General features: G+C 71.4%; 20 protein-coding genes. 6 read left to right on the plus strand and 14 right to left on the minus strand.

Annotated elements, in window-relative coordinates; genetic code table 11:
• Positions 1–33 precede the first annotated feature (33 nt).
• From SSP29_RS29630 to SSP29_RS29640, 3 genes are all read left to right on the plus strand, one after another.
• Positions 34–1,866 carry a LamG-like jellyroll fold domain-containing protein gene (locus SSP29_RS29630; RefSeq protein WP_089103902.1) on the plus strand — a complete coding sequence of 611 codons (1,833 nt, stop codon included), beginning with the start codon at positions 34–36 and terminating at the stop codon, positions 1,864–1,866.
• Between the two features lie 23 nt (positions 1,867–1,889).
• The gene (locus tag SSP29_RS29635) at positions 1,890–3,584 is read left to right on the plus strand and encodes a PHP domain-containing protein (RefSeq protein WP_089103903.1); all 1,695 of its coding nucleotides are present in this window, start codon (positions 1,890–1,892) and stop codon (positions 3,582–3,584) included.
• A gap of 157 nt (positions 3,585–3,741) precedes the next feature.
• Positions 3,742–4,635 carry an alpha/beta fold hydrolase gene (locus SSP29_RS29640; protein WP_089103904.1) on the plus strand — a complete coding sequence of 298 codons (894 nt, stop codon included), beginning with the start codon at positions 3,742–3,744 and terminating at the stop codon, positions 4,633–4,635.
• 4 nt (positions 4,636–4,639) lie between these two features.
• Here SSP29_RS29640 and fxsT read toward each other — a convergent pair whose 3' ends face one another.
• The 8 genes from fxsT to SSP29_RS29680 all read right to left on the minus strand — a co-directional run bounded on the left by fxsT (position 4,640) and on the right by SSP29_RS29680 (position 17,207).
• Positions 4,640–8,677, minus strand: a complete 4,038-nt coding sequence (gene fxsT, locus SSP29_RS29645) for an FxSxx-COOH system tetratricopeptide repeat protein (RefSeq protein ID WP_150135158.1) — start codon at positions 8,675–8,677, stop codon at positions 4,640–4,642.
• Between the two features lie 57 nt (positions 8,678–8,734).
• Positions 8,735–9,967: a TIR-like protein FxsC gene (locus tag SSP29_RS29650; protein ID WP_145968964.1), complete on the minus strand. Its 1,233-nt coding sequence runs from the start codon at positions 9,965–9,967 to the stop codon at positions 8,735–8,737.
• Positions 9,968–10,019: 52 nt separating this feature from the next.
• Positions 10,020–10,850: an AAC(3) family N-acetyltransferase gene (locus SSP29_RS29655; protein ID WP_089103907.1), complete on the minus strand. Its 831-nt coding sequence runs from the start codon at positions 10,848–10,850 to the stop codon at positions 10,020–10,022.
• Positions 10,847–12,982 (minus strand): FxsB family cyclophane-forming radical SAM/SPASM peptide maturase, encoded by a 2,136-nt coding sequence (locus SSP29_RS60980; RefSeq protein WP_089103908.1) that lies wholly within the window; start codon positions 12,980–12,982, stop codon positions 10,847–10,849. The genes SSP29_RS29655 and SSP29_RS60980 overlap by 4 nt, the downstream gene beginning before the upstream one ends.
• A 443-nt stretch (positions 12,983–13,425) precedes the next feature.
• Complete coding sequence (locus SSP29_RS29665; protein ID WP_089103909.1) at positions 13,426–13,881, minus strand: MaoC family dehydratase; 456 nt, start codon at positions 13,879–13,881, stop codon at positions 13,426–13,428.
• Positions 13,882–13,895: 14 nt separating this feature from the next.
• Entirely contained in the window at positions 13,896–15,404 is a 1,509-nt protein-coding gene (locus SSP29_RS29670; protein WP_089103910.1) for an acyl-CoA synthetase, read from the minus strand.
• A gap of 10 nt (positions 15,405–15,414) precedes the next feature.
• Positions 15,415–16,290: an amidohydrolase family protein gene (locus tag SSP29_RS29675; protein ID WP_089103911.1), complete on the minus strand. Its 876-nt coding sequence runs from the start codon at positions 16,288–16,290 to the stop codon at positions 15,415–15,417.
• Complete coding sequence (locus SSP29_RS29680) at positions 16,290–17,207, minus strand: SDR family NAD(P)-dependent oxidoreductase (protein ID WP_089104128.1); 918 nt, start codon at positions 17,205–17,207, stop codon at positions 16,290–16,292. Before SSP29_RS29680 ends, SSP29_RS29675 begins: the two co-directional genes overlap by 1 nt.
• A 230-nt stretch (positions 17,208–17,437) precedes the next feature.
• Between SSP29_RS29680 and SSP29_RS29685 the strand changes: the two genes are divergently transcribed.
• From SSP29_RS29685 to SSP29_RS29695, 3 genes are read left to right on the plus strand one after another with little or no spacing between them, the layout of a single operon-like run.
• Positions 17,438–17,857, plus strand: coding sequence for a MarR family winged helix-turn-helix transcriptional regulator (locus SSP29_RS29685; protein ID WP_089104129.1), 420 nt, complete (start codon positions 17,438–17,440; stop codon positions 17,855–17,857).
• Complete coding sequence (locus SSP29_RS29690) at positions 17,854–18,627, plus strand: IclR family transcriptional regulator (RefSeq protein ID WP_089103912.1); 774 nt, start codon at positions 17,854–17,856, stop codon at positions 18,625–18,627. The genes SSP29_RS29685 and SSP29_RS29690 overlap by 4 nt, the downstream gene beginning before the upstream one ends.
• A gap of 9 nt (positions 18,628–18,636) precedes the next feature.
• Positions 18,637–19,977: a lanthionine synthetase LanC family protein gene (locus tag SSP29_RS29695; RefSeq protein WP_150135162.1), complete on the plus strand. Its 1,341-nt coding sequence runs from the start codon at positions 18,637–18,639 to the stop codon at positions 19,975–19,977.
• Here SSP29_RS29695 and SSP29_RS29700 read toward each other — a convergent pair.
• The 6 genes from SSP29_RS29700 to SSP29_RS29725 all read right to left on the minus strand — a co-directional run bounded on the left by SSP29_RS29700 (position 19,970) and on the right by SSP29_RS29725 (position 25,391).
• Positions 19,970–21,760 (minus strand): sulfatase-like hydrolase/transferase, encoded by a 1,791-nt coding sequence (locus SSP29_RS29700; RefSeq protein ID WP_089103913.1) that lies wholly within the window; start codon positions 21,758–21,760, stop codon positions 19,970–19,972. The two genes, SSP29_RS29695 and SSP29_RS29700, sit on opposite strands and share 8 nt — an antisense overlap.
• 176 nt (positions 21,761–21,936) lie before the next feature.
• Positions 21,937–22,173, minus strand: a complete 237-nt coding sequence (locus SSP29_RS29705; RefSeq protein WP_089103914.1) for a DUF6253 family protein — start codon at positions 22,171–22,173, stop codon at positions 21,937–21,939.
• On the minus strand, positions 22,170–22,979 hold the full coding sequence (locus SSP29_RS29710) for a maleate cis-trans isomerase family protein (RefSeq protein WP_089103915.1): 810 nt from the start codon (positions 22,977–22,979) through the stop codon (positions 22,170–22,172). The genes SSP29_RS29705 and SSP29_RS29710 overlap by 4 nt, the downstream gene beginning before the upstream one ends.
• Before the next feature lie 76 nt (positions 22,980–23,055).
• Complete coding sequence (locus tag SSP29_RS29715) at positions 23,056–23,742, minus strand: transglutaminase-like domain-containing protein (RefSeq protein ID WP_089103916.1); 687 nt, start codon at positions 23,740–23,742, stop codon at positions 23,056–23,058.
• Between the two features lie 25 nt (positions 23,743–23,767).
• Positions 23,768–24,934 carry an acyl-CoA dehydrogenase family protein gene (locus tag SSP29_RS29720; RefSeq protein WP_089103917.1) on the minus strand — a complete coding sequence of 389 codons (1,167 nt, stop codon included), beginning with the start codon at positions 24,932–24,934 and terminating at the stop codon, positions 23,768–23,770.
• Positions 24,935–25,016: 82 nt separating this feature from the next.
• Entirely contained in the window at positions 25,017–25,391 is a 375-nt protein-coding gene (locus SSP29_RS29725; RefSeq protein WP_089103918.1) for an ectoine synthase, read from the minus strand.
• Between the last annotated feature and the right edge of the window lie 5 nt (positions 25,392–25,396).

A 25,396-nucleotide genomic window follows, 5' to 3' on the forward strand; every position in this document is an offset into this window, starting at 1 on the left:
TCGCCGTCACTTCCGCTTACTCACGGAGCACACGTGTGTACTTCGCATGACCACCCTCAGGGCGAGGCCTCGCAGGCCGGAGCCGGACGACGCAACTTCCTGCGGGCCACCGCGCTCCTCGGCGCCGCCGCCACCGCCGGGGTCGCGCTGCCGGCCGTCGCCGAGGCGTCCTCCGGCTCCGGCCGGCGGCCCGACCCGGAGAGCCGGCGCTTCACCCTCGCGGTGATGCCCGACACCCAGTACCTCTTCGACGGGCCGAGCATCAACCCGGCGCCCATCGAGGCGTCGCTGCGGTATCTGCTGGAGCAGGGCGGCGAGTCCGACGAGAACATCGTCTTCCTGTCCCACCTCGGCGACCTCACCCAGAACGGCGCCGCGGAGGAATTCGCAGCGATCAGCAAGGCGTTCGGGATCCTGGACCGGCGCGGGGTCGGCTACAGCGTGCTGGCCGGCAACCACGACATCCGGTCGTCCACGGACGACCAGCGCGGTGCCACGCCGTACCTGGACGCCTTCGGCCCGCAGCGTTTCAAGGGCAAGCCGACGTTCGGCGGGGCCTCTTCGGACGGCTACAACACCTACCACCTGTTCCGGGCGGCCGGGCGGGACTGGCTCGTGCTGGCGCTGGACTGGCGGCTGTCGGCCAAGGGGTACGCCTGGGCGAAGGACGTCATCGCCGCCCACCCGAAGGCGCCGGTCATCCTCACCACGCACGAACTGGTCGTGGACGACGACGAGTTGTCGTCGTACGGGCAGCAGCTGTGGGACCAGCTGATCAACGAGCACGACCAGATCTTCCTCACCCTGAACGGCCACTTCTGGCCGGCCCGCCGCGCGACCCGCAAGAACGCGGCCGGCAACGACGTGCACCTGCACCTGACGAACTACCAGAACCGGTACTTCGGCGGCGCGGCGATGATCCGCCTCTACCACTTCGACCTGGACCGCGACGTCATCGACGTGGAGACGGTCTCGCCGTGGATCCTCGGCCGGGCCAAGAAGGGCCTGAACGAGCTGGAGCGGCAGGAGATGGAGCTGAGCGGCGACGAGGACCGCTTCTCCGTCGGCATCGACTTCGCGGCCCGCTTCGAAGGCTTCGACCCGGTGCCGGTCCGTCCGGCGCGGCCCGCGTCGCAGCTGCTGGTCCGGGGCACGGCCGCCTACTGGCGGTTCGACTCGGCGGTCTCCGGCACGGTCCGCGACCTGTCCGGCAACGGCAACGACCTCACCGTGGTCTCGGTGGGCGGCGGCACCCTCGGCTGGTCGGCGGACCACCACCCGGACCAGCCCGGCCACGGCAGCCTGGAGTTCACCGGCTTCAAGTCGCCGCTGAAGGGCGCGTACCTGCGGACGGTGGACGGCGCCCCGCTCAACTCGGCGACGTTCAAGGACGGTTACACCATCGAGGCGTTCTACCGGCTGCCCGCCGACTGGAACTCCTCGCACAACGCCTGGTCCGGACTGGTCAGCCGCACCGGCCGCAACGGCTCGGTCGGCACCGTCACCGACGACCCGGACGAGCCGCTCGCCACGCTCTCCATCTCCGACGGCCCGGGCCCGCAGTGGGCCGTCCACCCGCTCAACCAGCAGCAGCTGGCCACCAACTGGGGCGACGAGACCGACCCGGAGATCTGGTGGCACCTCGCCGTCGTCAACGACGGCAAGCACACCACGATGTACGTGCAGGGCTGCCCGGTGGCCCGCAACCCGCACGCCGCCGCGGTCGGCATCGCCTCGTCCGGCAAGCCGTGGCTGCTCGGCGGCTACGAGTACGCCGACAAGATCGACCAGATCCTGTACGGCCGCCTCGGCGACGTCCGGATCGTCTCCCGGGCCCTGCCCGTCTCCTCCTTCATGACCCACTGACCCCCGTTACGAGGATCATCTTCATGACCGAGCAGCAGCTGCCCACCTGGGCCGACCCTGCCGTCTCCCCCGCCGACCTCGACGCCCAGGGCATGTCGAGGCGCGGACTCCTGCGCCGCGCGGGCCTCTTCGGCGCCGCGTTCGCGCTCGGGTCGGCGGCGACCCCCGCGTTCGCCTCCTCCCAGCGGGGCCTGGGCGGCGAGGACCCGCGCCTCGCCTACCTGGTCGGCGACCACCACGTCCACTCCGTGTACAGCCACGACGCCAAGTACACGTTCTCCCAGCAGGCCCAGGCCGCCGCCAAGTACGGCCTGGACTGGATGGTGTTCAACGAGCACTCCAACTTCGGGCACGCCTACTACGGCGCGAAGCTGGAGCACGCGGAGATCCTCAAGGCCCGTGCCGAGAACCCGCGCCAGCTGATCTTCCAGGGCCTGGAGTGGTACATCCCGGCCGCCGAGCACTGCACGGTGTTCGCCGCGCCCGGCCCGCACGAGACCGACCTGCTCACGCAGTTCGAGCTGGCCTACGACGGCAAGCTCCTGGGCTACACCGAGGGCTCGGTGGGTGCCGCCGACACCGCCCGCAACGAGGCGCACGCCGTCAAGGCCATCCAGTGGCTGGCCGAGCAGCGCCGCAGCGGCTACGTCGACGACGTCCTCGTCCTCGCCAACCACCCGCTGCGGCTCGGCATCGACTCCCCGCACGAGATGCGCAACTGGCGGGACGCAGGGTGGGGTGGCGGGAACGAGGAGGCCGCCGAGATCATGATCGGCATGGAGGGCGCGCCCGGCGCCCAGGGTGCCGCGATCCCCGGCTGGCGCGGGGCCACCTCGATCCGCGGCGAGTACGAGAACAAGCCCTCCGCGCAGTCCTGGGCCGGCTACCCGGCGGACGCCTACCTGACGTACGGCGGCTTCGACTGGGCGACGGCGACGGTCGGCGGCCTCTGGGACGCGATGCTCTCCGAGGGTCGCCTGTTCACCATCACCACCAACTCCGACAACCACCGCACGGTCTTCGACACCTGGAAGAACGGCGACTGGCCGGCGGGGCAGAACTTCGACAACACCGGCAGGCTGCCCGACCCGGTGAACACCGACACGCCGCAGCCCGGCAGCGACTTCTGGCCCGGCGAGTTCAGCCGGACCCACGTCGGCGTCACCCGGTACGGCTACCGCGCGGTGATGGCGGGCCTGCGCGCGGGCCGGGTCTGGCTGGACCACGGGCACCTGCTCGACGGCCTGGACGTGCGGCTGACGCGGGACTGCGACCACGGCGCCGGGGTCACGCTGGGTGGCCGGCTGCGCGTCCGCAAGGGCGAGCGGATCACCCTCAACGTGACGGTGACGACCGCGTCCCGGGTCAACGCCCAGGGAATCCTGCCCCAGTTGGCGCACGTCGACGTCATCCGGGGCGCGGTGCGCGGCCCGGTCGCCGACCGCGACACCTGGCAGGCGCCGGACACCAAGGTCGTGCAGTCGAAGGAGGTGTCCGGCCGCCGGGGCACCTACACCCTGCGCATCCCGCTCACCGCGGGCGACGAGTCCTTCTACGTCCGGCTGCGCGGCAGCGACGGCAACCGCAACGGAACGGGCTATCTGGGCGCGGCGATCGACCCGCACGGCCCGGTCCCGCACGAGCCGGGCAACGGCGACCCGTGGGCGGACACGTGGTTCTATTCCAACCCCGTCTTCGTGGACGTGGTGGGTTCCTGACGCGACATCAGACAAGGTGTCACCTGGCTCCGCCGCCCGCGTCACCGCGGTATCACCAAAACCCTACGGACCCGGATGATCTGGGTCACTCTGGGGAATGACCGCTGCACAACAACAGGGCATACCGCAGTGGACGGGGGCTTCGAGGAGGCCGCGGATGCGTACCGAGGTGTACACCGATGACGGGCGGCGGTTGGAAGTGGAGGTGTCCGGCGATCCCCAGGGGTCGCCGGTCTTCCTGTTGCACGGCACACCGGGCAGCCGGCTCGGCCCAGCGCCACGGCCGATGCTGCTGTACCACCAGCGGGTCCGACTGGTCACCTACGACCGCCCCGGCTACGGCCGTTCCGACCGGCTGCCCGGCCGACAGATCGCCCATGTGTCCAAGGACGTCGCCGCCATCGCGAACGCCCTGAGCATCGAGCGGTTCGCCGTGGTCGGCAGCTCCGGCGGCGGTCCGCACGCCCTGGCCTGTGCGGCCCTGCTGCCCGACCGGGTGACCCGGGTCGCCGTGCTGGTGAGCCTCGCCCCGCGTGACGCGGACGGCTTGGACTGGTTCGCGGGCATGGCGGCCTCCAACGTCCACGAGTACCTCCAGGTGCTCGCCGGCCCCGAGCAGCTCGCGGACAGCCTGCGCAAGCGATCGATCGACATCCGCACCGACCCGCGCAAGCTGCTCGCCCAACTCCGGCGGGAGCTCACGGAGTCGGACCTGCGGGTGGTGGCCGACGCGGGCATCAGGGCCATGCTGCTGCGCAACTACCGTGAGGCGCTCAGCGTTTCCGCCGACGGCTGGGTCGACGACGCGCTGTCCTTCTGTGCTCCCTGGGGCTTCTCACTCGCCGACATCTCCATGCCCGTCCTCCTGTGGCACGGCGAACAGGACGTGTTCGCACCTGTCAGTCACACCCGGTGGCTGGCCGAACGCATTCCCGGCGGCCGGGCCGTGCTGCACCCGCGGGCGGCGCACTTCGCGTCGCTGCGGGTACTGCCGGACGTCGTGACCTGGCTGCTGGGCGGACGCAGCCGACTGGCCGCCGACCGCGGCTGAGGACTCACACGAGGGGCGGCTCCAGGTCCCGGTGGATCCGCTTGCCCTCCCGCACGGTCACGGCGTGCGGGTGCTCCTTCCCCAGCAGCCGTTCCAGCTCCGCCTGTGCGCTCTCCTGCAACTGGTCCGCCTCCGGGATCCGGCGCAGGGCGCGCAGGGTCACCGCCAGATTGGCCCGGGAGACGACGGTGTCCGGATGCTTGTGCCCGAGGGCCGCCTGGAAACCGGCGACAGCGAGCCGCTCCAGTTCCTCCGCCCGGTGCAGCTCGTCCAGTTCCGCGAACGTGTTGGCGAGGTTCACCCCGCAGGCCAGCGTGTAGGGGTGGCCGTCGCCGAGCACCCTGCGCAGGGTCTCGAGGTTGCGTTCCAGCAGCGTGCGGGCCTGTTCGGCCGCACCGGACCCGCGGAGGAAGATCCCGCAGTTGTTCACGGCCGCCAGCGTCGCCGGATGCTGTTCACCGGGTGCTTTCCGGTACTGGCGCACGATGTCCTGGGCCTGCGCGAGGGCCTCCTCGCGGGCGCCGGTCGCGTACAGGTCGATCGCGTAGTTGAGGGTGCAGTCCAGCACGTCCGGTGTGGACGGCGGGGTCTCCCGCAGCCGGTAGTGCTCGCGGGTCTGCAGGGTCAGGGTCCGTGCCTCCTCGACGACCCCGGCTTTGCGCAGCGAGACCGCGAGGCTCTTCGCGGTGCGCAGGGTCTCCGGATACACCTCTCCGAACAGGTCCTTGTACGACTCGTAGCCGCTGCGCAGCAGTGAGACCGACGTGTCGTACTCGCCGGTCTCGCGCAGGTCGCGGCCCAGGTTGGTGATGCTGATGAGGGTGTGCGGGTGCTGGGCGCCCAGGTCGTTGCGGCGCTGGTCGTAGATCTCCTGGTCGACGTCGCGTGCCTCGTTGAAGCGGCCGAGCAGCCGCAGGCACACGGCACGGTTGTTGTTGGCACTGAGGGTGCGCGGATGGTCCTCGCCGAAGCTCTCCTTGAAACCGAGGTAGGCCTCGGTGGCCATCTCCAGGGCGTCCTTGAAGCGGCCCACGCTGCCGAGGTCCGTTGCCAAGCCGCTGGCGGTCATGAGGATGTGGGGATGCCCGGGGCTGAGCAGCGAGCGCTGACTGGCCAGGGTCGCGGAGCCCAGCTTCTCCGCCTCCACGTACTTGCCGAGCGAGCGCAGGACGTTGGCGATGTGGAACCGCAGATGCAGCAGCTGGATCTGCAGGTTGGCGAGATAGCGCTTCTCCTCGGCGAGGGAGCGCGGCGGCCGGCCGTCGTAGGCCGACTGCCGGACGGCCTGGCTGCCGGACGCCGTGAGCTCCGCGACGCGTTCGCGGCTGGTCCGCAGTTGCCCCTCCCACAGGGTGCGCAGTCCCTGGGCGAAGGTGAGGGCGGCGTTCAGATCGCCGCGTTTCCACTGGTAACGGACGCGGTCCATGAGAAGCTGGCGGGTCTCGGGCTCGTCGCAGGTGCTGGCCTCGGAGGCGTCCAGGTGCGGCCAGATCGCGGCGAACGTGGGCTGGTTCTCCGGGTCGTCGATGGGTTCCTCGCCGGAGGGCCGGGCGCCGGCGAGGATGCGATGCACGACGTGCTGCGCCTCCAGCTGCTGCACAGGGGTGAGCTGGGAGCGAATCACCGCCTGCACCAGCCGGTGCACCTGGATAGAGCCCGCGGAGCGGTCCACCTTGGCGAGGGCGAACCGGCCGATCTCCCGAATGACCTGGCCGAGCACCATCTTCTCCTGGAGGGAGGGGTCCTCGGCGGCCAGGACGCGAATCATCTCGTCGCCATAGAGCAGCTTCATGGAGACCGGTTCGGCGGCGAAGAACGCGCACAGCTGCAACAGACGCACGGCGGCCGGGGAACGTTCCTTGAGGCGTTCGATGGAGACGTTCCAGGTGGCGCCCACGGGTTCGGGATAGTTGGCGGGCATGCCGAACGACAGGACGCGCTCGGCCTGTTCGCCGAGTTCCACCAGGTATTCGTCGACCGGGGTGCCGGTCTCGGCGAGCCACGCGCCCGCCTGTTCCAGGGCCAGCGGCAGGTCGCCGACGGCCTCGGCAACCCGGCCGGCGTCATCCGCGGTCAGGTCCGCCGCCCGGCGCAGCAGGTGCTCGATGCTCTCCTCGCGCAGGAACGGGTCGATCTCCAGGGCGTCGCCGTACTGCAGCCAGGTCTGGTCGCGAGATGTGACCAGGACGTGGCCGCTGCCGCCGGGGAAGTGACGGCTGACCTCCTGCGGTTCGTCGGCGTTGTCGAAGACCAGCAGCCAGCGCAGCGTCGAGGACGACTGGCGCAGATGGTCGCGGACCTCCTGGGCGACCTGGGCCGCGTCGTCGCCGACACGCAGGCCCAGTTTGGGGGCGAGGTCGGCGAGCGCGGAGACGATGAGCTCGTTCTGCTCGGAGGGGATCCACCACACCAGGTCGTAGTCGGCGGCGAACCGGTGGACGTACTCCAGCGCGATCTGGGTCTTGCCCACCCCGCCGAGGCCGTACAGCGCGTAGGCCGCCGAGGAGGCGGAGCCGCTGCTGCCGAGGTCGTCACGGATGCGTTCCAGCAGGGCGCTGCGACCGGTGAAGGCCGCGTTACGCGGGGAGGCGTTCCAGATCCTGGGGACGGTGTCCGGGAAGCGGGCGTCGGGCGTGATCGTGTCATCGGAGAGTCCGACGGGCAGCGGCGGTTTGCCGAGGGCCCGCAGCAGCGCGGAGGCGGCGTTCTTCTCGTTGGTGCGCACCAGGTCGACCGACGCCCATTCGCTGAACGCGGGCGCCGGACGGAAGTCGCCCACCCGGACCACGACGACCTGACGGCGCCCGGCGGGGTCGTTGCCGGTGGCCGTCTCCCAGACCTGGCGGGCACGCGCGGAACGCTGGTAGGCCGGGGAGACCACGACGACGGTGCGGTCGGCGGGCTTCTCGGCGCCGTCGCCCTCGCCGCCGACGTACTTGGGGATGACCCGGAACCCGGCCCGGGACAGCAGCACCGCAATCCAGTCGGCCCACATCCGGTCCTCGGCCACATAGCTGAGGTGCAGATCGGCGGGGAGGGCGGAGCGGGTGCGGGTGAACTTCCGTTTGATGCCGAGGCGTACGCCGTCGTCCATGCGCGGCAGGGCGGTGACGGCCTGGTCGCTGATCACGCTGGTCAGCCGTTCGAAGGCGGACAGCAGGGAGGTCGGGTTGCCGGCCTCGTCCCCGAAGGTCGCCAGAGTCTCCTCATAGGCGTAGTAGGGGCGGTAGGGCACTTCCACCGATCCCCAGTAGGAGGCGAGTTCGTCCTCGGTCATCCCGGAGGGGAATCCGTCGAACTTGGCGCGCGCGAGCGAGCGGCCCGCGTCCGCCTTCTCCTTCTCGCCCTCGTCGATCCGCATCGGTACGGGCAGGATGCGGATCCGGCGCTGGTCGAACCGGTCGCGGATGTCACGGGCAACCGCGGCCGCGCCGTCGATGCTCTGGTCGCTGAGGGTGAAGCAGTCGACGAGCAGATCGGGCAGATGGGCGGTGCAGATGTCGGCGATGTCGGAGAGTCCGGTGCGGCTGTCGACGAGAACGTAGTCGTAGTTGCGCCGCATGTCCTCGCGCAGCGCGTCCAGGAACAGGCCGCCGCCGAGCCGTTCGTAGAAGTTGTCGAACTCGAAGGAGGTGGCGATCGCCGAGTAGTCGCGGTTCTGCCGCCCCGCGGACACCAGGTCGAGGGTGCCCGGCTCGGGGAACGGCCACTCCACGGAGACGGCGTGCCGCTGGATGCGGGCGTACTCGCGGTGCCAGTCGTCGGGGCGCTGCTCGCCGTCGTCGGTGGCCGCCCAGGCGTAGTCGGTGAGCAGGTCGATGACACCGGTGGTGGCGCCGGCGGTGGCCGGGTCGAGGAACGGGTGGAAGAAGCGGTGCAGTCCGGGCGCCTCCAGGTCCCAGTCGACGGCGAGCACACGTTTGCCGTTGGCGGCCAGCACCCAGGCGGTGTTGGCGAGGGCCATCGTTCGCCCGGTTCCGCCCTTGTACGAGTAGAACGTTACGATCCGGCCTGCACGGCCATCCTGCCCCTCAAGGCCCATCGCGGTGTCCCTCCCCGGCGTCCCCGCCCATGTCCGTGCTGTCGGCGCTGTCGACCGTCATGGCTGTCCCCCCGGCCTCAGCCGGAAGCGCGGTGGGCTCTCCCCGGGCGGCGTCCGGGGAGTGGCCCTCTTCAGGTACTCGGCCGCCGCCCATTGCATGACGCGCGGCAGGTGCCGGCTGAGCGCCCGGTGGTCCGGGCCGATCACCACCGGCCGGCGGGCCTGCCGCTGCCGGCGGGTGCGCTCCGGCAGGGTGGCCTCGACCTCCGCGGCCACCTCGTGTTCAGCGGTGGCGTCGGAGTCGGTCTCGTTCCACGGGACGACGAGTCCGGTCGCCTCCCGACCGGCTGTATCGAACTCCCCTAGTCTGGCCCGGTGTTCGGGGTCGCGCAGCAGCCAGCGGTCGAGGAGCAGGACCTCGGGGCCGTCGGCGGCGGCGCGCTCGTGGTCGAACTCCATGACATCGGGCCGGAATTCGAGGCGGGCCGCGATGTCCGACGCCAGCTTGCCTATCGGATGCGGGCAGGCGGGGTGGAAGGGCCGCCATTCCAGTGGCGTCGGGCCGTAGCGGGCGGGGCTGGGGCCCTCGGGCAGCCGCGTGTGCGACCCGGCCGCCACGCTGATCCGCAGCCCGCGCCGGGTCACGGCACGCACCATCGGGCCGGGCGCGAAGGCGTCGTCCGCGGCGGCCAGCACCGTCGGGTCGCCGCGCTCCACGACGACGTTCTCCCCCACCTCGACGATCCGGGTGGCCAGGTGCAGGACGGCTTTCTGGTAGTCGCTGCGGAACGAGCTGAGCTTTCCCAGTCCGTACAGTCCGAATCTCCGGTAACGCTCGGTGTGTTCGGGGCCGAAGTACTGCATCTCCTTCGCGCAGTCCGGCATGCGATGTTCGGGGACGGGCGCCCACAGGGCGGGGACGACGGCGCTGGGCCGGCCGCGTTGGTCCTGCTTCCGGTACCGGGTCGGACGCTGCCCGAACACGGTCCATTCCCGGCCGCACCAGGGGCTGATGAAATAACGCGGCGAGTACAGCGGGACGAACACCCGGCAAGCCGTCAGGGAATCCGCGAGCTCCTGGCTCCAGACCTGCCCCGCCCGCATGGTCCGATCCATGAAACCGGCGGAGCCGGAGGGCACCGTGGTCATGTTCCGAATGTGCTCGCACAGATCCCGGAAAAGCCGGTGTACCCAGAAGTCCGGGTCGGTCTCGTCGGAGCCGTCCCGGGGCAGGTGGGCGTAACTGAGAAAGAAGTAGGGCACGGTGGTGTCCGCCCCCGTCGGTTCCATCGGCTCCACAGGATCCCCCGATCCCCGCCTCCGTCGTCGGGGGCGCGGACACTCAGTGTAGGAACCCCGCAGCGTTTTGTGACGGCTCGTGGGAAACACCGTGCGGGCGATTTCCGGACAGCCAGTGGGCGGCGAACCGCACCGCCTCCGCGAGCGGGAACAGCCGTGCCTCCCCCGCGCCCACCGCGCCGCGCCGGACGACCGGCACCTGTTCCTCGAAGTCCGCGCCCAGGGCGGCGAAGTCGCTGTCGTCGAGATCGACGTCCTTGTACGACGTCCAGGTCCGCCCCCCGTCCCGCAGCACCACGCACCGGTACTCCCGCAGGGGCGGCTCGGCGACCCGGTACTCGGCGAGATGGAACGCGCTGCACACGTCGTAGCCCACCCCGAGCAGCAGCACCTGCGCCCCTGCCCGTTCCAGCCGGGCGAGGGGCGAGTGCTCCCCCAGATGGCACTCCTCGTCGTGCCCGCTCGTCAGCTGCCGTGCCCGCATGCCGAGCGCCGCGAAGGAGGTCTGCGGATGCGCACTGCGCACGGCCCCCGCACTGCACCGCACGGCCTCGGCGAGCCGCCCCATACCCTCGGACGGCGTCCGGTCCCACTCGAAGGCCGGCATCTGCGTGTGATGCAGGTCCAGTTGATGTTCCGTCATGTCCCGGGTGCGGTTGCGGTACGACGGTGAGGTGTCGGAGTTGCCGGCCGTGAACGTCGGTACGACGACCGTTCCGTGAGGGCCGAGGGTGTCGAGCAGGGCGGCCAGGACGGTGTCGGGTCCGGCGCCGACGCACTGCAGGGAGGCATGGGCGAGGACGGTGGCCCCGGGGCGCAGACCGAGTTCCGCGAGGCCGCGGGCGAGCGCGCGGTGGCCGTCGCCGGCACTCACAGCGACCGCCCGATGCCGTCGACGAACCGCCGCCCGAGCGCGGTCAGCGAGGTGGCACCCGCCAGCCTCCGCCACTGCGCCCGGGTGCGGTCGGCCGGACGGCCCATGGTGTCCACGGCATCGGTCGCGGCGCGGGCGTAGGTGTCGGCCAGCAGGGCACCGGTCCGCGTGTCGGCTTCGTCGTACAGCTCGCATTCGTCGAGCAAGACGTCCAGGATGCCGAGCCGGAAACCGCGCACCAGGTCGGTGGCGACGCGGGCCGGGTCGGGGGCCTCGGGCAGGTGCAGGCCGAGGGCCGCGAAGCCGCCGGCGGAGGTGGCGGCCGGGTCGGCCGGGGCGGCGAGCGGGGTCAGCACCCGTAGCCCGGCTGCCATCTGGGCCGCGACCCCGGGGAGTCGCTCGGCAATCAACTCGATTGCCTGGCACAGGACTTGATGCCACGGCGTGACCTCGTCGTCCGTCAACCGGGAGTGCACCGGGACGCCGAGGCAGTCCCGGTGCGGGTCGATGTCGTCGAGGGCGACGTCGAACCGCCCGAACCGCAGCCGTCGTACCGGCTCCCAGCGGATGCCCCGCAGGGCGTCCGGTGTCAGTGCGGCGGTCCGGTCGACGGTGTCGACGCGCAGCCGGCCGGCTCCCGGCAGACTGACGAATCCGGCGGCCACCGGAACCTCGACGGTGTCCACCGCGCCGACGGGCAGGGCCACGGCGGCCACGAGGGAGGCCAGGTGGTCCGGGGAGGCGGTGTCGTCGAGGCAGCGGACCGCCCAGGGCCGGGTGAAGGGGTGCGACAGGAAGGAGGCGAGCAGGGCCTCGTCGCGCATCTGGAGGTCGAGGGCGAGCTGCCACGCGGCTTCCCACAGTTCCCCTGCGGGCCGGGCGGGCTCGGCGTTGAGTTCCTTCAGCAGGCCCAGGGTGACACCCTGGCGGACCTCGGCGAGGGCGCGTACCGCGGTACCGTCGTCGGAGCCGTCCGCCAGGGTGTCGAAGCCGTCGACGGCGCGGCCGACGTCGACTCCGGTACGGGCGCCCAGCGACTCGATGAGCTGCTTCAGATCCGCACAGAAAACCGACGGATTATCAAATCCGCTGCCGTCGCCGCGGTAGCGGTGGGCGAAGAGTCCGCCGCCGCAGGAGCGAACCACGGGGCACTCGCGGCACTGGGCGGACAGGGCGTCGATTCCGTGCTGGCGTGCGACCATGCCGGGATGCCGGGAGACCTCGTCGAAGGTGTGATGGACGACGTCCTTGCCGGTGACGGGTGCACCGTCGTAGGCGGTCTTGAGGGAGTCGGCCTGTTCGTAGCTGCCGTCGGTCTCGATCACGACGACGTCGGCCGACTCCAGGCCCAGTGACTCGGTCCGGGCGGGACCGCCGCCGAGGGTGCTGATCACCGAGTCGAAGAGCCGGACCGGCATCGGGCAGCCCTGCTCGGTCCACCGGTCGTGGACCGCGAGCAGCCAGTCGGCGTACGGGGTGTCCGAGCCCTCGGGGCGCAGCGGCGGGGCGTCCCAGGTGGCGTGCGGGAGGAGGAAGTCGATGCGCGGTGGCTGCAGCCGGGCCAGGGCGTCGTAGGCGGCGACGGGATCGTTGCGGACGTCGACCGTGCACAGGAGGCCGGCGAAGAGGTGGCGATAGCGGTCCTGCCGGAGACGGCCGATCGCGGCGAGCACCTTGTCGTGACTGCTGCGGCCGTCGCGGTAGAGGCGGTAGCGGTCGTTGGCGGCACGGTCGCCGTCGAGTGAGATGCCGACACGGACGTGGTACTCGGCGAACAGGTCCAGATAACGCTCGGTGAGCTGGAGGCCGTTGGTGTGGATACGGAGATCGAGCTCGCTCACACCGTGCAGAGCGGTCCGCAGTTGTTCGCAGACGAGCCGTAAGCGGGCGGGACCGGCCAGCAGCGGCTCGCCTCCGTGCAGGATGACCTGGACGGAGGCGAGCCCATGTGCCTCGGCGTGCTCCGCCAGGCGCTGTGCCGTCCGGGAGACGGTCTCCTCGGCGATCACCCTGGGCCGGGACATCCAGCTCTGGTCCGCGTGCTCGTAGACATAGCAATGCCTGCAGGCGAGATCGCACCGGCTGTGCACTTTGAGCACCAGCTGGCGCAGCGGGATGACGGGACCGGCCATGACGGAGGGTCAGACGGATTCAGTGACGCGTCTTCAGATGGAGGACTGGAACGTTACCCCTGCCACTCTGGCTGCCTGGGTGGACGCCAGGGCGCGGCGCACTCCGCGGACGCTCTTCGGGTCGGACGGAGTGTCAAGACGCAGCGCGGCCTTGGGCGACCCGGCGGCGACCATCGACTTTACAGTCGTTACTGCAGTGGTTCTTGCTGGAATGGTCACGGCTTTCCCTAAGTGGGCATCAAGTGAGGTGTGAGACAGCGGCCTTCGCTGACATGGAAATCCGACGAAGGTCACTGTGAGAAAGGTACAGCCAGCCGGACCCCCACGCCCGCCGGTTGGTGCGGGCATTTTCCCACTCACTTTCTTTCCGCAGCTCACCGGGTATGTGAAGGGTGAGGTGGCTGCGCCCGAGCGGGTGAAGAGTGATCGGCGAGGTTCACCGGTCAGGCGTAGAACCGCGACAGGCTCTGCAGCACGGCGGCGGGCTTGGTGCCGCCGTCGATCTCGATCGTCCCGTCGACGACGATCTGCACGCCGCCCGGCACCTCCTCGACCTCCGCCAGCCGGCCGGCCAGCCGGATCCGGGAGCCGGCCTTCACCGGGGCCGGGAAACGCACCTTGTTCAGGCCGTAGTTGACCTTCGTGGTAACGCCCTGGACGTCCAGCAGCTCGGTGAACAGGGGGATGAACAACGACAGGGTGAGGTAGCCGTGGGCGATCGGGGCGCCGAAGGGGCCCGCGGCCGCCCGCTCCGGGTCGACGTGGATCCACTGGTGGTCGCCGGTCGCGTCGGCGAAGGTGTCGATGCGGTCCTGGGTGACCTCGATCCAGTCGCTGGTGCCCAGGTCGCTGCCCGCGAGCTTCTTCAGTTCGTCGAGGCCGTTGACGGTGACGGTCATGTGGGTTTCCTTGGCTAGGAGTCGGGAGTGCCGTAGCGCTTGCGCACACGGGCCTTGAGGAGCTTTCCGGAGGCGGTGCGCGGGAGTTCGTCCGCGAGCACCACCGACTTGGGGACCTTGTACTTGGCGAGCCGCCCGGCCAGCGAGGCGAGCACCTCGTCGGGGTCGAGGACGACACCCTCGCGGGGCACGACCACCGCACGCGGCACCTCGCCCCACTTGTCGTCCGGTACGCCGATCACCGCGCACTCGACGATGCCGGGGTGGGCGAGGAGCACGTCCTCGATCTCGGCGGGGTAGATGTTCTCGCCCCCGGAGATGATCATGTCCTTGAGGCGGTCGACGACGAAGACGTAGCCGTCCTCGTCGACCGTGGCCGCGTCCCCGCTGCGGAACCAGCCGTCCGCGAAGGAGGCCGCGGTCTCCTCCGGCAACCCCCAGTAGCCGGGCATGACATGGGGTCCGCGGACCATGATCTCGCCGGGCTCGCCGACGTCGACCGGAGTCAGGTCGGGCCGTACCACCCGTACGTCGGTGAAGAAGTGCGGTACGCCGGCCGAGCCCGCCTTGCTGATCGCGTGCTCGGCGTCGAGGAAGAGGGCGCCGGGTGCGGCCTCGGTCATGCCGTAGCCCTGCAGGAAGGTCAGCCCCCGTTCCTGGTAGACCGCGATCAGCGGAGTCGGGACCGGGGAACCGCCGCAGGTGAGGATGCGCAGGGAGGACAGGTCGGCGTCCGGCCAGCGGGGGTGGCGGGCCACCTGGTCGAACATCGTGGGGACCCCGAACATGAAGGTGATCCGGTGCTGTTCGATCAGGTCGAAGGTGGCCTCCGGGTCGAAGGCCTCCACCAGGACACAGGTGCCGCCCTTCAGGAGGACCGGGAGGGTGAGCATGTTGAGGCCCGCCGTGTGGAACAACGGGGCCGAGACCAGGGCGCGTTCGTCGGCGATCAGGTCGGTGTCGACCAGCACGTTGAGCGCGTTCCAGGTGAGGTTGCCGTGCGTGAGCATCGCGCCCTTGGGGCGCCCGGTCGTCCCCGAGGTGTACATGATGATGCAGGTGTCGTCGGGCACGACGGGTTCGTCGATCGGGTCGTCGGCGGCGGCCGCCAGCAACTCCTCGTACTCCGGGCCCACTTCGACGTACGTCCGGACGTCGGTGGTGCCGGGCAGGCCGGCGACCAGGCCGGCGTGCGAGGGACCGTAGAGGAGGGCCTTCGCGCCGGAGTCGGCGAGCTGGTAGGCGATCTCGGGCCCTACCAGGCGGGTGTTGAGCGGGACGAAGACCGCGCCGAGGGTGCCGGCCGCGAACAGGGTCTCCAGGTAGGCGGGGTGGTTCGGGCCGAGGTAGGCGATGCGGTCGCCGCGGCGGATGCCCCGGGTGCGCAGGGCGTGGGCCAGGCGGGTGGTGCGTGCGTGCAGTGTGCGGTAGTCGGTCGGCTGCCCGCCGAACACCAGTGCCGTGCGGTGCGGGGTCTTGCGGGCCCGGCGTGCGGGCCATGACCCCAGTCCCTCGTTGCGCATCTGCGGCCCCTTACGACTTGGTCAGCCCGAGCAGGCGGGCGGCGTTCTCCTTGAGGATCTTCGGCCGGACCTCGTCCTTGATCGGCAGCTTCTCGAAGTCGGCGAGCCACCGGTCGGGGGTGAGGACGGGGAAGTCGGAGCCGAACAGCACCTTGTCCTTGAGCAGCGTGTTGGCGTACTGCACCAGCTGCGGCGGGAAGTACTTCGGCGACCAGCCGGACAGGTCGATGTGCACGCCCGGCTTGTGGGTGGCGACGGCGAGGGCCTCGTCCTGCCAGGGGAACGACGGGTGCGCCAGGATGATCTTCAGGTGCGGGAAGTCGGCCGCCACGTCGTCCACGTGCAGCGGGTTGCTGTACTTCAGCCGGATCCCGCCGCCGCCCGGGACGCCGGCCCCGATGCCGGTCTGGCCGGTGTGGAAGAGGGCGACGGTGCCGGTCTCCTCGATCACCTCGTAGAGGCCGTACGTCACCGCGCGGTCGTTCGGGAAGAAGCCCTGGATGCTGGGGTGGAACTTGAACCCCTTCACCCCGTACTCCTCGACCAGGCGGCGGGCCTGCCGGACACCGGCCTTCCCCCGGAACGGGTCGATGGAGGCGAAGGGGATCAGCACGTCGGAGTTGGCGGCCGCGGCCTCGGCGACCTCCTCGTTCGGTACCGGCGCGGTGCCGGTCGCGGACTCGGCGTCCACCGTGAAGATCACGGCGGCCATGTTCCGCTCCCGGTAGTGGGCGGCCGTCTCCTCGATCGTCGGCTTCCGCGCGCCCTCGACCTTGAAGTAGGCGGCGGAGGCGGCGTGCAGGTCGTCGTCGAGGGAGGAGTGCCCCCGGGAGGAGACCTCGGCGTGCGTGTGGACGTCGATCGCGGTGAGAGCCTCGATGTCCATCACGCCTCCGGGAGCTTGGGCGCCGGGATGCCGACCGTCTGGAGTTCGGCGCCGACCGAGGTGGGGAAGGCGTCGGCCAGGGTGTCCGGGGTCCAGCCGCCGTCCGCGTAGGCCGCCCTGATCTCCTGGGGATGCGACCAGAGTGCCACCTTGTCGCCGCCGATGCCGATGGCCTGGCCGGTGATCGAGCGGGCGGCCTCGGAGGCCAGGAAGGGGACCAGGGCCGCGCAGTCCTCGGGGGTGCCGAAGCCCTCGCCCTTGCGCAGGAGGTCCGGGAGCGGCTCGCCGTTCTTCATGGCCTCGACGTACGGGGCGAAGGCCGGGATGGTCTCGGTCATCGCGGTGGCGGCCACCGGGACGATCGCGTTGACGGTGATGCCCGCCCGGCCCAGCTCCATCGACCAGGTGCGGGCCATGGCGGCGATGCCGGCCTTGGCGGCGGCGTAGTTGGTCTGGCCGAAGTTGCCGCGCTGGCCGGCCGGGGAGCCGACCAGGATCAGGGTGCCGCCCTCGCCCTGCTCGCGCATCCGGACGGCGGCCGCGCGGGCGCAGGTGAAGGTGCCCTTGAGGTGGGTGGCGATCACCGCGTCGAAGTCGTCGTCGGTCATCTTCCACAGCACCTTGTCGCGCAGGATGCCCGCGTTGGTGACCAGGATGTCGAGGCGGCCGAAGTCGTGGACCGCCCTGCTCACGAGCCGGTCCGCGGCCTCGGCGGTGCCGACCGGGACCACCTCGGCCACGGCGGTGCCGCCGGCCTCGGCGATGGACTTCACGGCCTGGTCGGCGACGGCCTCGTCCACGTCGTTGACGACCACTGAGGCGCCGTGGGCGGCGAGGGCGTGGGCATAGGCGAGGCCCAGGCCCCGGCCGCTGCCGGTGACGACGGCGGCCTTGCCGGTGAGATCGATGGTGGGCACGGTCGGTCCCTTCACAGACGACGATGGTGGCCCCGGGGGCCACCTGCGGCTTTCGTGATCGAAGCTAAGAGCAATAATTGTTGTCGTCAATAGTTGTTGCCGACCTACGGGTGCCTCATGCTGGAATCTGTCCGACAGCCCGCCCCGCCCCCGTGGCCCGTACCAGGGAGACCGCCATCACCGGCCAGCACACCGAGAACCCGACCTCGATCGACGCCGACGAGCCGTGGATGCGCGGGCTGCACGCGGACACGGGCTACCTGCTGTACCGCCTGGGTCTGCGCTCGGGCCAGCTCTTCAACACGTTCCTTCAGGAGTCGGGGCTGCGGCTGCGCCACTACGCCGTGCTGCGTTTCCTCGCCGGCTCGGAGGGCTCGCTCCAGCGGGAGCTGAGCACCCGGCTCGGCTACGACCCGAGCGCGATCGTCGGCCTGGTCGACGACCTGGAGAAGCTGGGCTTCGCCGAGCGGCGCCCCTCCCCCGACGACCGCCGCAGCCGGATCGTCGTCCTGACCGAGACCGGCCGGGGGTTCCTGCGGGACACCGACGAGGCGGGCCAGCGCGTGACGAACGAGTTGCTGGGCCCGCTCGACCCCGCCGAGCGGGCCACGCTCCACGCCCTGCTGCTGCGCGCCGCCGACCGGCCATGACCGCGGCCGCCCGGTCCGCGCCCGACCGGCTGCTCGCGGTGCTGGCCGCCTTCGACCACGGGCATCCGGCGCTGAGCCTGTCCGGCATCAGCCGCCGGGCCGGGCTCTCCCTGACCACCGCGCACCGGCTGGTCGGGGCGCTCACCGCATGGGGCGCGCTGGAACGGGACTCGGACGGCCTTTACCACGTGGGCCTGCGGCTCTGGGAGCTGGCCGCGCTCGCGCCGCGCGGTCTGGCGCTGCGTCAGATCGCGTTGCCGTACCTGGAGGATTTGTACGAAGCGACCCACGAGAACGTGCAGTTGGCGGTGCGGGACGGGTCCGAGGTCGTCTACATCGAGTGGCTGTCGGGACGCTCGGCGGTGGGCGTGCACATCCGGGTGGGCGCCCGCTGGCCGCTGCACGCGACCGGAGTGGGGCTCGCCCTGCTCGCCCACGAGACACCCGAATTCCAACAGGACTACTGCGCGGGCCCGCTGGCGTCCTTCACGCCGTACACCGTGACGGATCCGGACAGGTTGCGGCGCTCGCTGGCCGAAGTCCGGCGTACGGGTGCAGCGGTGAGCAGCCGTCAGGTCACCGACGACGCGCTGTCGGTGGCGGCTCCGGTGCGCGGGGCGACCGGACAGGTGGTCGCGGCCGTCTCGGTGGTGGTGCCCGAGGCCGACGCCCAGGTACCGGTGCTGGTCCCGGCGGTGCGGCTGGCGGCCCGCGGGATCTCCCGGGCGCTGGGCTGGCAGCCGGACGGGACGGCGGGCCGGGCCGGGTAGCGTGTCCGGGTGACGACGAGTGACGTGTACAGAGAGCTGGGCGAGGCCGCCTGGGCGTGGGTGCTGGGGCAGGTCCGGGAGGACGGGGGTCCCTGGCTGCCGGAGTCGGTGCCGGAGGAGGAGCCCGGAAACCTCGCACCCGCCGAGGACCGGGACTCGCTGTACTCGGGCATCGCGGGCCTGGCCCCGGCGCTGGCGGAGATCGCGCGGTACCGGACACGGAGCGGGCCGGAACAGGCCCTGGCGGCCGGGATCGTGAGCAGGCTGTCGGCGCAGGCACCCCTCGTGGCCGAACCCTCCCTCTACATCGGCCTGGCGGGCCACGCCACGGCGCTGCGGCTCCTCGCCCCGGGCAGCGAGGCCGTCGTGCTGCGGCGGCTGGCCGAGCTGGCGACCCCCGAGGGCTGGCCGACGACCACCACCTTCGTACCGGACTCCGACGCACCTCTGACCGACATCATCATGGGCGTCGCGGGCGTGGTCATGACGGCCGTCTGGGCGGGCGGCGAGTACGCGGAAGCGATCGCGACCACCGGCGGCGAGGCCCTGCTTCGGATGGCGGACCGCACGGAGGCGGGCCTGGACTGGGGAATCTCGCCGAGTACGGAGTGGCGCTGCCCGAACTACTCGCACGGCGCCGCCGGAGTGGGCGCCGCACTGGCGGTGGCGGGCGCGGCGCTGCACCGCGAGGACTTCGTCGCGGCCGCCGTGGACGCGGCCCGCCATGTGCTGGCCATGGGCTCGCTCGCGGACGGCGGTTTCGTCGTCCCGCACACCATCCCGCCGTCGAAGCGGGAGGTCGAGCCGGTGACGTACACCTGGTGCCACGGCCCGGCGGGCACCTCGCACCTGTTCGCGGCGCTCGGCCACGCGGGCGTCGCCGAGGTGGCAGGGCACGACGTCGAGGAGTTGCGGCAGCGCTGCCTGACCTCGATCCTCACCTCCGGGCTCCCGGAGCGGCTGCGCCCCGGGTTCTGGGACAACGACGGCCGCTGCTGCGGGACGGCGGGCGTCGGGGACGTCCTCCTCGACGCCGCGCAGGACACCGCGGGGACGCCGAGGGCGGACACGCTGGTGAGCGGCGCGGTGCGGATGGGGGACGCGCTGGTGGAGCGGGCGGTCAGGGACGGGGCCGGCGCCCGCTGGCGGTTCGTGGAGTACCGCATCGAGTCCCCGCTGCTGCCGCCGGGCACCTCCTGGATGCAGGGCGCGGCCGGCATCGCGGCGTACCTGCTGCGCCTCGCCCGGTACCTCGACACCGGTCCGGACGCGCCGGTCGTGGACCGCCCGGACCAGTGGTGGGCGGTACCGGCGCGGGTGCGTGGTGAGCGGCCGACGCTGATCAGCTGACCGTCGCCGTCGCCGTGTAGGTGACCTCGTCGTCCCCGTGGTGGGCGGTGCCCCGGCAGGTGAGGGTCGTCGCGGTGGAGACCTGGGGGCGGCTGACGCGCCAGTGGACAGTGAGGCGTTCGCCGGGGTCCAGGCGGGGCGCGGTGGCCGTGTCCCGGGCGTGGGCCGTCCAGCCGCTCGGGGTGTCGAGGGCGAGCCGGGCGGCGTTCCAGGGACGCGCGGAACCGTTGGCGAGCGTGGCGGTGACCGTGAACTCCGTTCCCCCACCGCTGACTTCGAGAGTCACGCCGAAGGGCCTGCGCGGGTACACCGGTGCCCACGACGCGTGCATCAGCTTCACCAGCGCGTCCGCCCGGGCCGGCCGGGCGGCGGCCAGGTCGTGCTCCTCGCCGGGGTCCCGGGCGAGGTCGTACAGCTCCACGTCCCACTGGTCGTCCGGGGCGCGGCGGTCCTGGCCGGGGGCGAACCGGACCGCCTTGAGGTCGCCCTGCCGCAGGGCTTCGGCGAGCCGGTCGCCGCGGCCGTGGTCCGCGGCGTTCTGACGGGCGGTGACGCCGTCGTGGTTGCGGTAGAAGTAGAGGCTGTCGTGGCGGGCGGTGTCGGCGGAGCCGCGCAGGAGCGGGGCGACGGAGAGGCCGTCGACGTCCGCGGGGGCGGGCGCGCCCGCGAGCTCGGCGAGGGTGGGCAGCAGGTCGGTGAGCGGGGTGGGCCGGTCCGTGGTGCCGGCCTTGACATGCCGCGGGGACCAGGCGATGAACGGGACGCGGATGCCGCCCTCGTACAGGTTCCGCTTGTAGCCGCGCAGCGGGCCGTTGCCGTCGAAAAGGTCGGGGTCGGTGCCCGCCTCCTCGTGCGGGCCGTTGTCGCTGGTGATCAGGACCACCGTGTTGTCGGCGAGGCCGAGCGCGGTGAGCTTGTCGGTGACGTCGCCGACGAGGGTGTCGAAGCTGGTGACCTGGGCGGCGTGCCGCTCGTTGGGACCGGTCCAGGGGCGGTCGGCGTACTCGCCGACGTGCGGGTCCTTGCTGGGCGCGTGCGGCAGGGTCGGGGCGAGGTAGAGCAGGAACGGCTCGTCCCGGTGGGTGTGGAGGAAGCCGAGGGCACGCTCGGACATGAGGTCGGGTGCGTAGACCTGCTGGGCGCCGCCCTTGTTGGCCGGGATCTCCTCGCGGGTGCCGTTGTGCCACAGGTACTCGGGGAAGTAGTCGTGGGCGTGGTGGTGGGTGAGGTAGCCGTAGAACTCCTCGAAGCCACGGGCGTTGGGGTGGCTCGGCGTGATGCCCGGGATGTTGGGTCCGAAGCCCCACTTGCCGATCAGGCCGGTGCGGTAGCCGAGCGCCCTGAGTGCCTCCGCGAACGTGAAGTCCCGGTCGGTGAGGGCGCCTTGGCCGCCGGGTCCCCAGGGGTTGGTGCGGATGGTCGCGTGCCCGCCGTGCAGGCCGGTGAGCAGCGAGCAGCGCGAGGGCGCGCACACCGGGGCGGGCGCGTAGGCCTGGGTGAAGCGCAGCCCCTCGGCGGCGAGGGTGTCCAGACGCGGGGTGTGCATCAGCTGCTGGCCGTAGGAGCCGAGTTCGCCGTAGCCGAGGTCGTCGGCGAGGATCACGACGAAGTTGAGCCGGCCGGACGGGTGCTGCGCGGCCGGGGCCGCCACGGCGGGCTTGACGGTGTGCCGGGGCTGCTCGGCGGCCGACTGTGCCCCGTCCCCGTCCTCGCACCCCGCGACCGCCGCGAGCGCGACGGGCGCGGCGGCGGCCCCGGTGAGGAAACGGCGGCGGCTGGGCATACGGATCCCCCGGTGTGACGACGGCACATGGTCCTGGACCGATGGTGATCGCAGCCGTCCGTCCAGGACCATGCACACGCTGTGAACACTCTGTTTCGACTCGTGAGAGGGAATTCCGGGGCCGGAGGTTCCCGCTCCACGACATCGGAATGATCACAGACGGGTGTGCGGCCCGGTCACATGGGTGCCGGTTCGGGCGCCCCCGTGCGGGGCACGGGCGTGTCGTCCTCCAGGGGGTGGGCGTAGCGGCGGAAGCCGGGGACGTGTTCGGCCCGGCGCAGGGCGCCCCGGTAGAGGACCATGCCGTGGACGGAGGTGCCGTCGTCGCGCCAGCAGACGAGGGGGACCCGGCGGGCGTCCCCCTCGTCGGTGACGAACAGGGCCACGTGCCCGTCGGCCGCCAGCAGGCTCATGCCGCGCCGCCCCGCGGCTCGGCGGAGAACAGCCGCCCGTACCCGGTGATCCCGTGGGCCGCTCCGGCCGCTCCGGCCAGGTGCAGGGCGTGCCAGAACAGGACCTGGTTGGCGGTCAGGACCGCGAAGCCCAGTTCCTGTTCCAGGGCGTCGACGACGCCCACCGCGCGGATGCCGTTGCCGGCCACGAGGACGGCGTCGGGCCGGTGCCCGGCGACCGTGGTGCGGATCCACTCGGACAGGGCCCCGGGCGTGATCAGCTTCTGGTTGCTGGGCAGCCCGCACGGGCCGTGGTGGACGACCTCGAAGCCCTGTTCCGTGAAGTAGTCGGCGCCGAGCCCGGACAGCCGGTCGTCGAACCACGGCGGGTTGACGAGGGCGATCCGGCGGGCGCCGAGCGCGGTGAAACCGGTCACGGCCGCCGTGGTGGTGCCGGTGAGCGGCAGTCCTCGGGTGACCCGGGCGAGCCGCGCGAACAGGTCCTTCTCGCCGGCCGCCCCGAGGACGTAGGCGGAGCTGGTGAATCCCAGCGCGATCGCGTCGAGCGGGGCGGCGGCCAGCAGTTCCACCGCGTTGTCGATGTGCGGCGGCTCCACGAAGGCCCGCACCGGGTCGTGCGGGATCTTCGGGTCCATCTCGCCGCCGGCCCGCATGGCGCCGAAGTGGACGCGCGAGCCGTGCACGAACACGTCCTCGGGCGCGATCGCCTGGAACTCCGACTCCGGGCCGACGTCCGCGTGCGGTACGACCAGGCCGATGCGCGCCCGTGCTTCCCAGCCGTCCTGCTGGGCTCGGATGGTGCTCATCTCCGTGTCTCCCCGTCGTAGAGGCCGTAGTCGTGGAGGTCGTAGTCGTGGAGGTCGTCGGGGTGGCCGGGCCGCATCAGGCGGATGCCTCGGCGGCCAGGGAGCCGCCGCGGACCGTGCCGGTGCCGTCGGCGTTCAGGAAGCCGGGGTGCTTGCGGCGCATGTTCGCCATCACGAACTCGTAGGGAACGTCGTCGAAGCCGCCGTGGTCGGTCAGGAACTCCATGCTCTGGCGGCCCTGGTCGTCGAAGGGGTGGTGCAGGCTGTCGGCGGTGCCGTCGAACTCCAGCGGCTTCATGCCGTACAGCCGGCACAGGATCTTGTTGAAGACCGGGGTGGCCTTGACCCACCTGCCGTCCAGGTGGACCGAGTTGAGGCCGTGGAAGAAGACGTCGCCGCCGATGTGGGCGCGCAGCCGGTCCGAGGCAAGGTGGTTGCGCACGTCGCCGTAGTGGACGCGGGCGGGAATGCCCACGGCCCGGCAGGCCGCCGCGTACAGCGCCGACTTGTGCAGGCAGAAGCCCTTGCGGGCGGCCGCGGTGTGGCTGGCCCGCAGTCCCTGCTCGGACAGGTCGGCGCCGTACACCTCGTAGAAGACGTCGTCGCGGACGGCGTGGTAGAGCTCGACGGCCAGCCGGCGCTTGTCGGCGCCGCGGTCGGTGACCGCCTCGTCGACGAAGGTCTGGACGGGCTCGCTCTCGTAGTCGAGGAACTCGGTGGGCGCGGTGAGCCGGCGCAGGTCGTCCGGGGTGAGTGCGTTCATGGTGGCCCTTTCGTCAGCTTCCGGCTCACAGGCCCAGGAGGGAGGCGATGCGGTTGCGCTGGATCTCGCTGGTGCCGGAGTAGATGGTTCCGCCGACCGCGTTGCGGACGTCCCGCTCGATTCCGGTGGCGGTGAGATAGCCCTGGCCGCCGAAGATCTGGACGGCGTCGAGCGCGGTGCGCTTGTTGGCCTCGCTGACCACGGTCTTGGTGGCGGCGACGTCGATCGCGGCGTCCTGGCCGGACGCCACCTTGGCGCCGGTGTCGGTGAGCCACTTGCGGGCGGTCTCCACCGCGATCTTCATGTCCGCGATCTTGTGGGAGACGCCCTGGAAGGCGCCGATCGGTTCGCCGAACTGACGGCGGGACTTGGCGTACTTGAGGACGCGCTCCAGCCGGTGCTCCATCTCGCCGAGCGTGAGGGAGAAGGAGAAGAGGATCTCCCGCTTCATCACGTGGTCGAGGACCAGGAAGCCGGCGCCCTCCTGGCCGATGCGCCGGGTGGCGGGCACGCGCAGCCGCTCGAAGGTCACCTCGCTCAGCGGGGAGGTGCGCAGCCCCATCTTGCCGAGCGGCTCGCCGACCCTGAGGCCGGGGGTGTCCCGCTCGACGAGGAAGACGCTCAGGCCGAACGGGCCGGGCTTTCCGGTGCGCACGTACAGCAGGAAGAGGTCGGCGATCGGGGCGTTGGTGATGAACATCTTGCCGCCGTCGATGACGTAGTCGTCACCGTCCCTGGTCGCGGTGGTGGAGATGTTCAGGGCGTCGGAGCCGTTGCCCGGTTCGGTGATGGCGTGCGCGGTGATCAGGTCACCGGTGACGATCGGGGGCAGGAAGCGGTCCTTGAGCTCCTCGGAGCCGAACGCCTGCAGCGGGACGCCGACGCTGACGATCTGAGTGGAGGCGGAGAAGCCGAGGCCGGCGTCGCGGCAGGTGTGCCCGAGGCCCTCAAGGGCGCGCATCGTGTCGGTCAGGGTGCCGCCACGGCCGCCGTACCGCGTCTCGAACGGTACGGTGAGCAGCCCGGAGCGCTGGATCGTCTTCCACTTCTCCCAGGGGAACTCCGCGCGGGCGTCCCACTCCTCGACGTCGTGGTTGAGCTCGTCCGCCCAGGGGGCGACGAGGGTGTACGGGTCCGGCCCGGTGTCCGTGCCGGTGCCGGTGGTCCGCGGTGCGGACGGTGCGGGTGTCATACGTGTGCTGCCTTCCGGTACGTCGCTGGTCGGGGCCGGGGCCCGCGCCGCGGCCGGCGGGGCGGGCCCCGGATCACGGAACTCAGTACTGGGAGAAGCCGTCGGGAGACAGCGTGTGCTTCTCGTCGCCGCGCAGGGCCGGGCTGAACACGGATATGAGTCTCAGGTCCTCGTAGTCGGAGGCCACGAGATAGTGCGCGTCGTTCTCGTTGAGGGCGTATATGGTGCCCTCGGTGATCTTGTAGCGTTCACCGGACGCGGTGACGACCTCGCCGGAACCGCCCGTGCAGTAGCAGGCTTCGAGGTGGCGGCGGTACTGCAGGGCGCTCGTGGTGCCCTTGCGGACCAGCGTCTCGCACACGGTGAAGCCCATGCCGTCGGACTCGGTGAGCAGGCGGTGGCTGGTGCCGTTGCCCCACTCGACGGCGGCGAGCTCGCTGGTGCTGCGGACGATCATGCGTG

This window comes from Streptomyces hyaluromycini, from assembly GCF_002217755.1.
In the GTDB taxonomy this organism is placed as follows: Bacteria; Actinomycetota; Actinomycetes; order Streptomycetales; family Streptomycetaceae; genus Streptomyces; species Streptomyces hyaluromycini.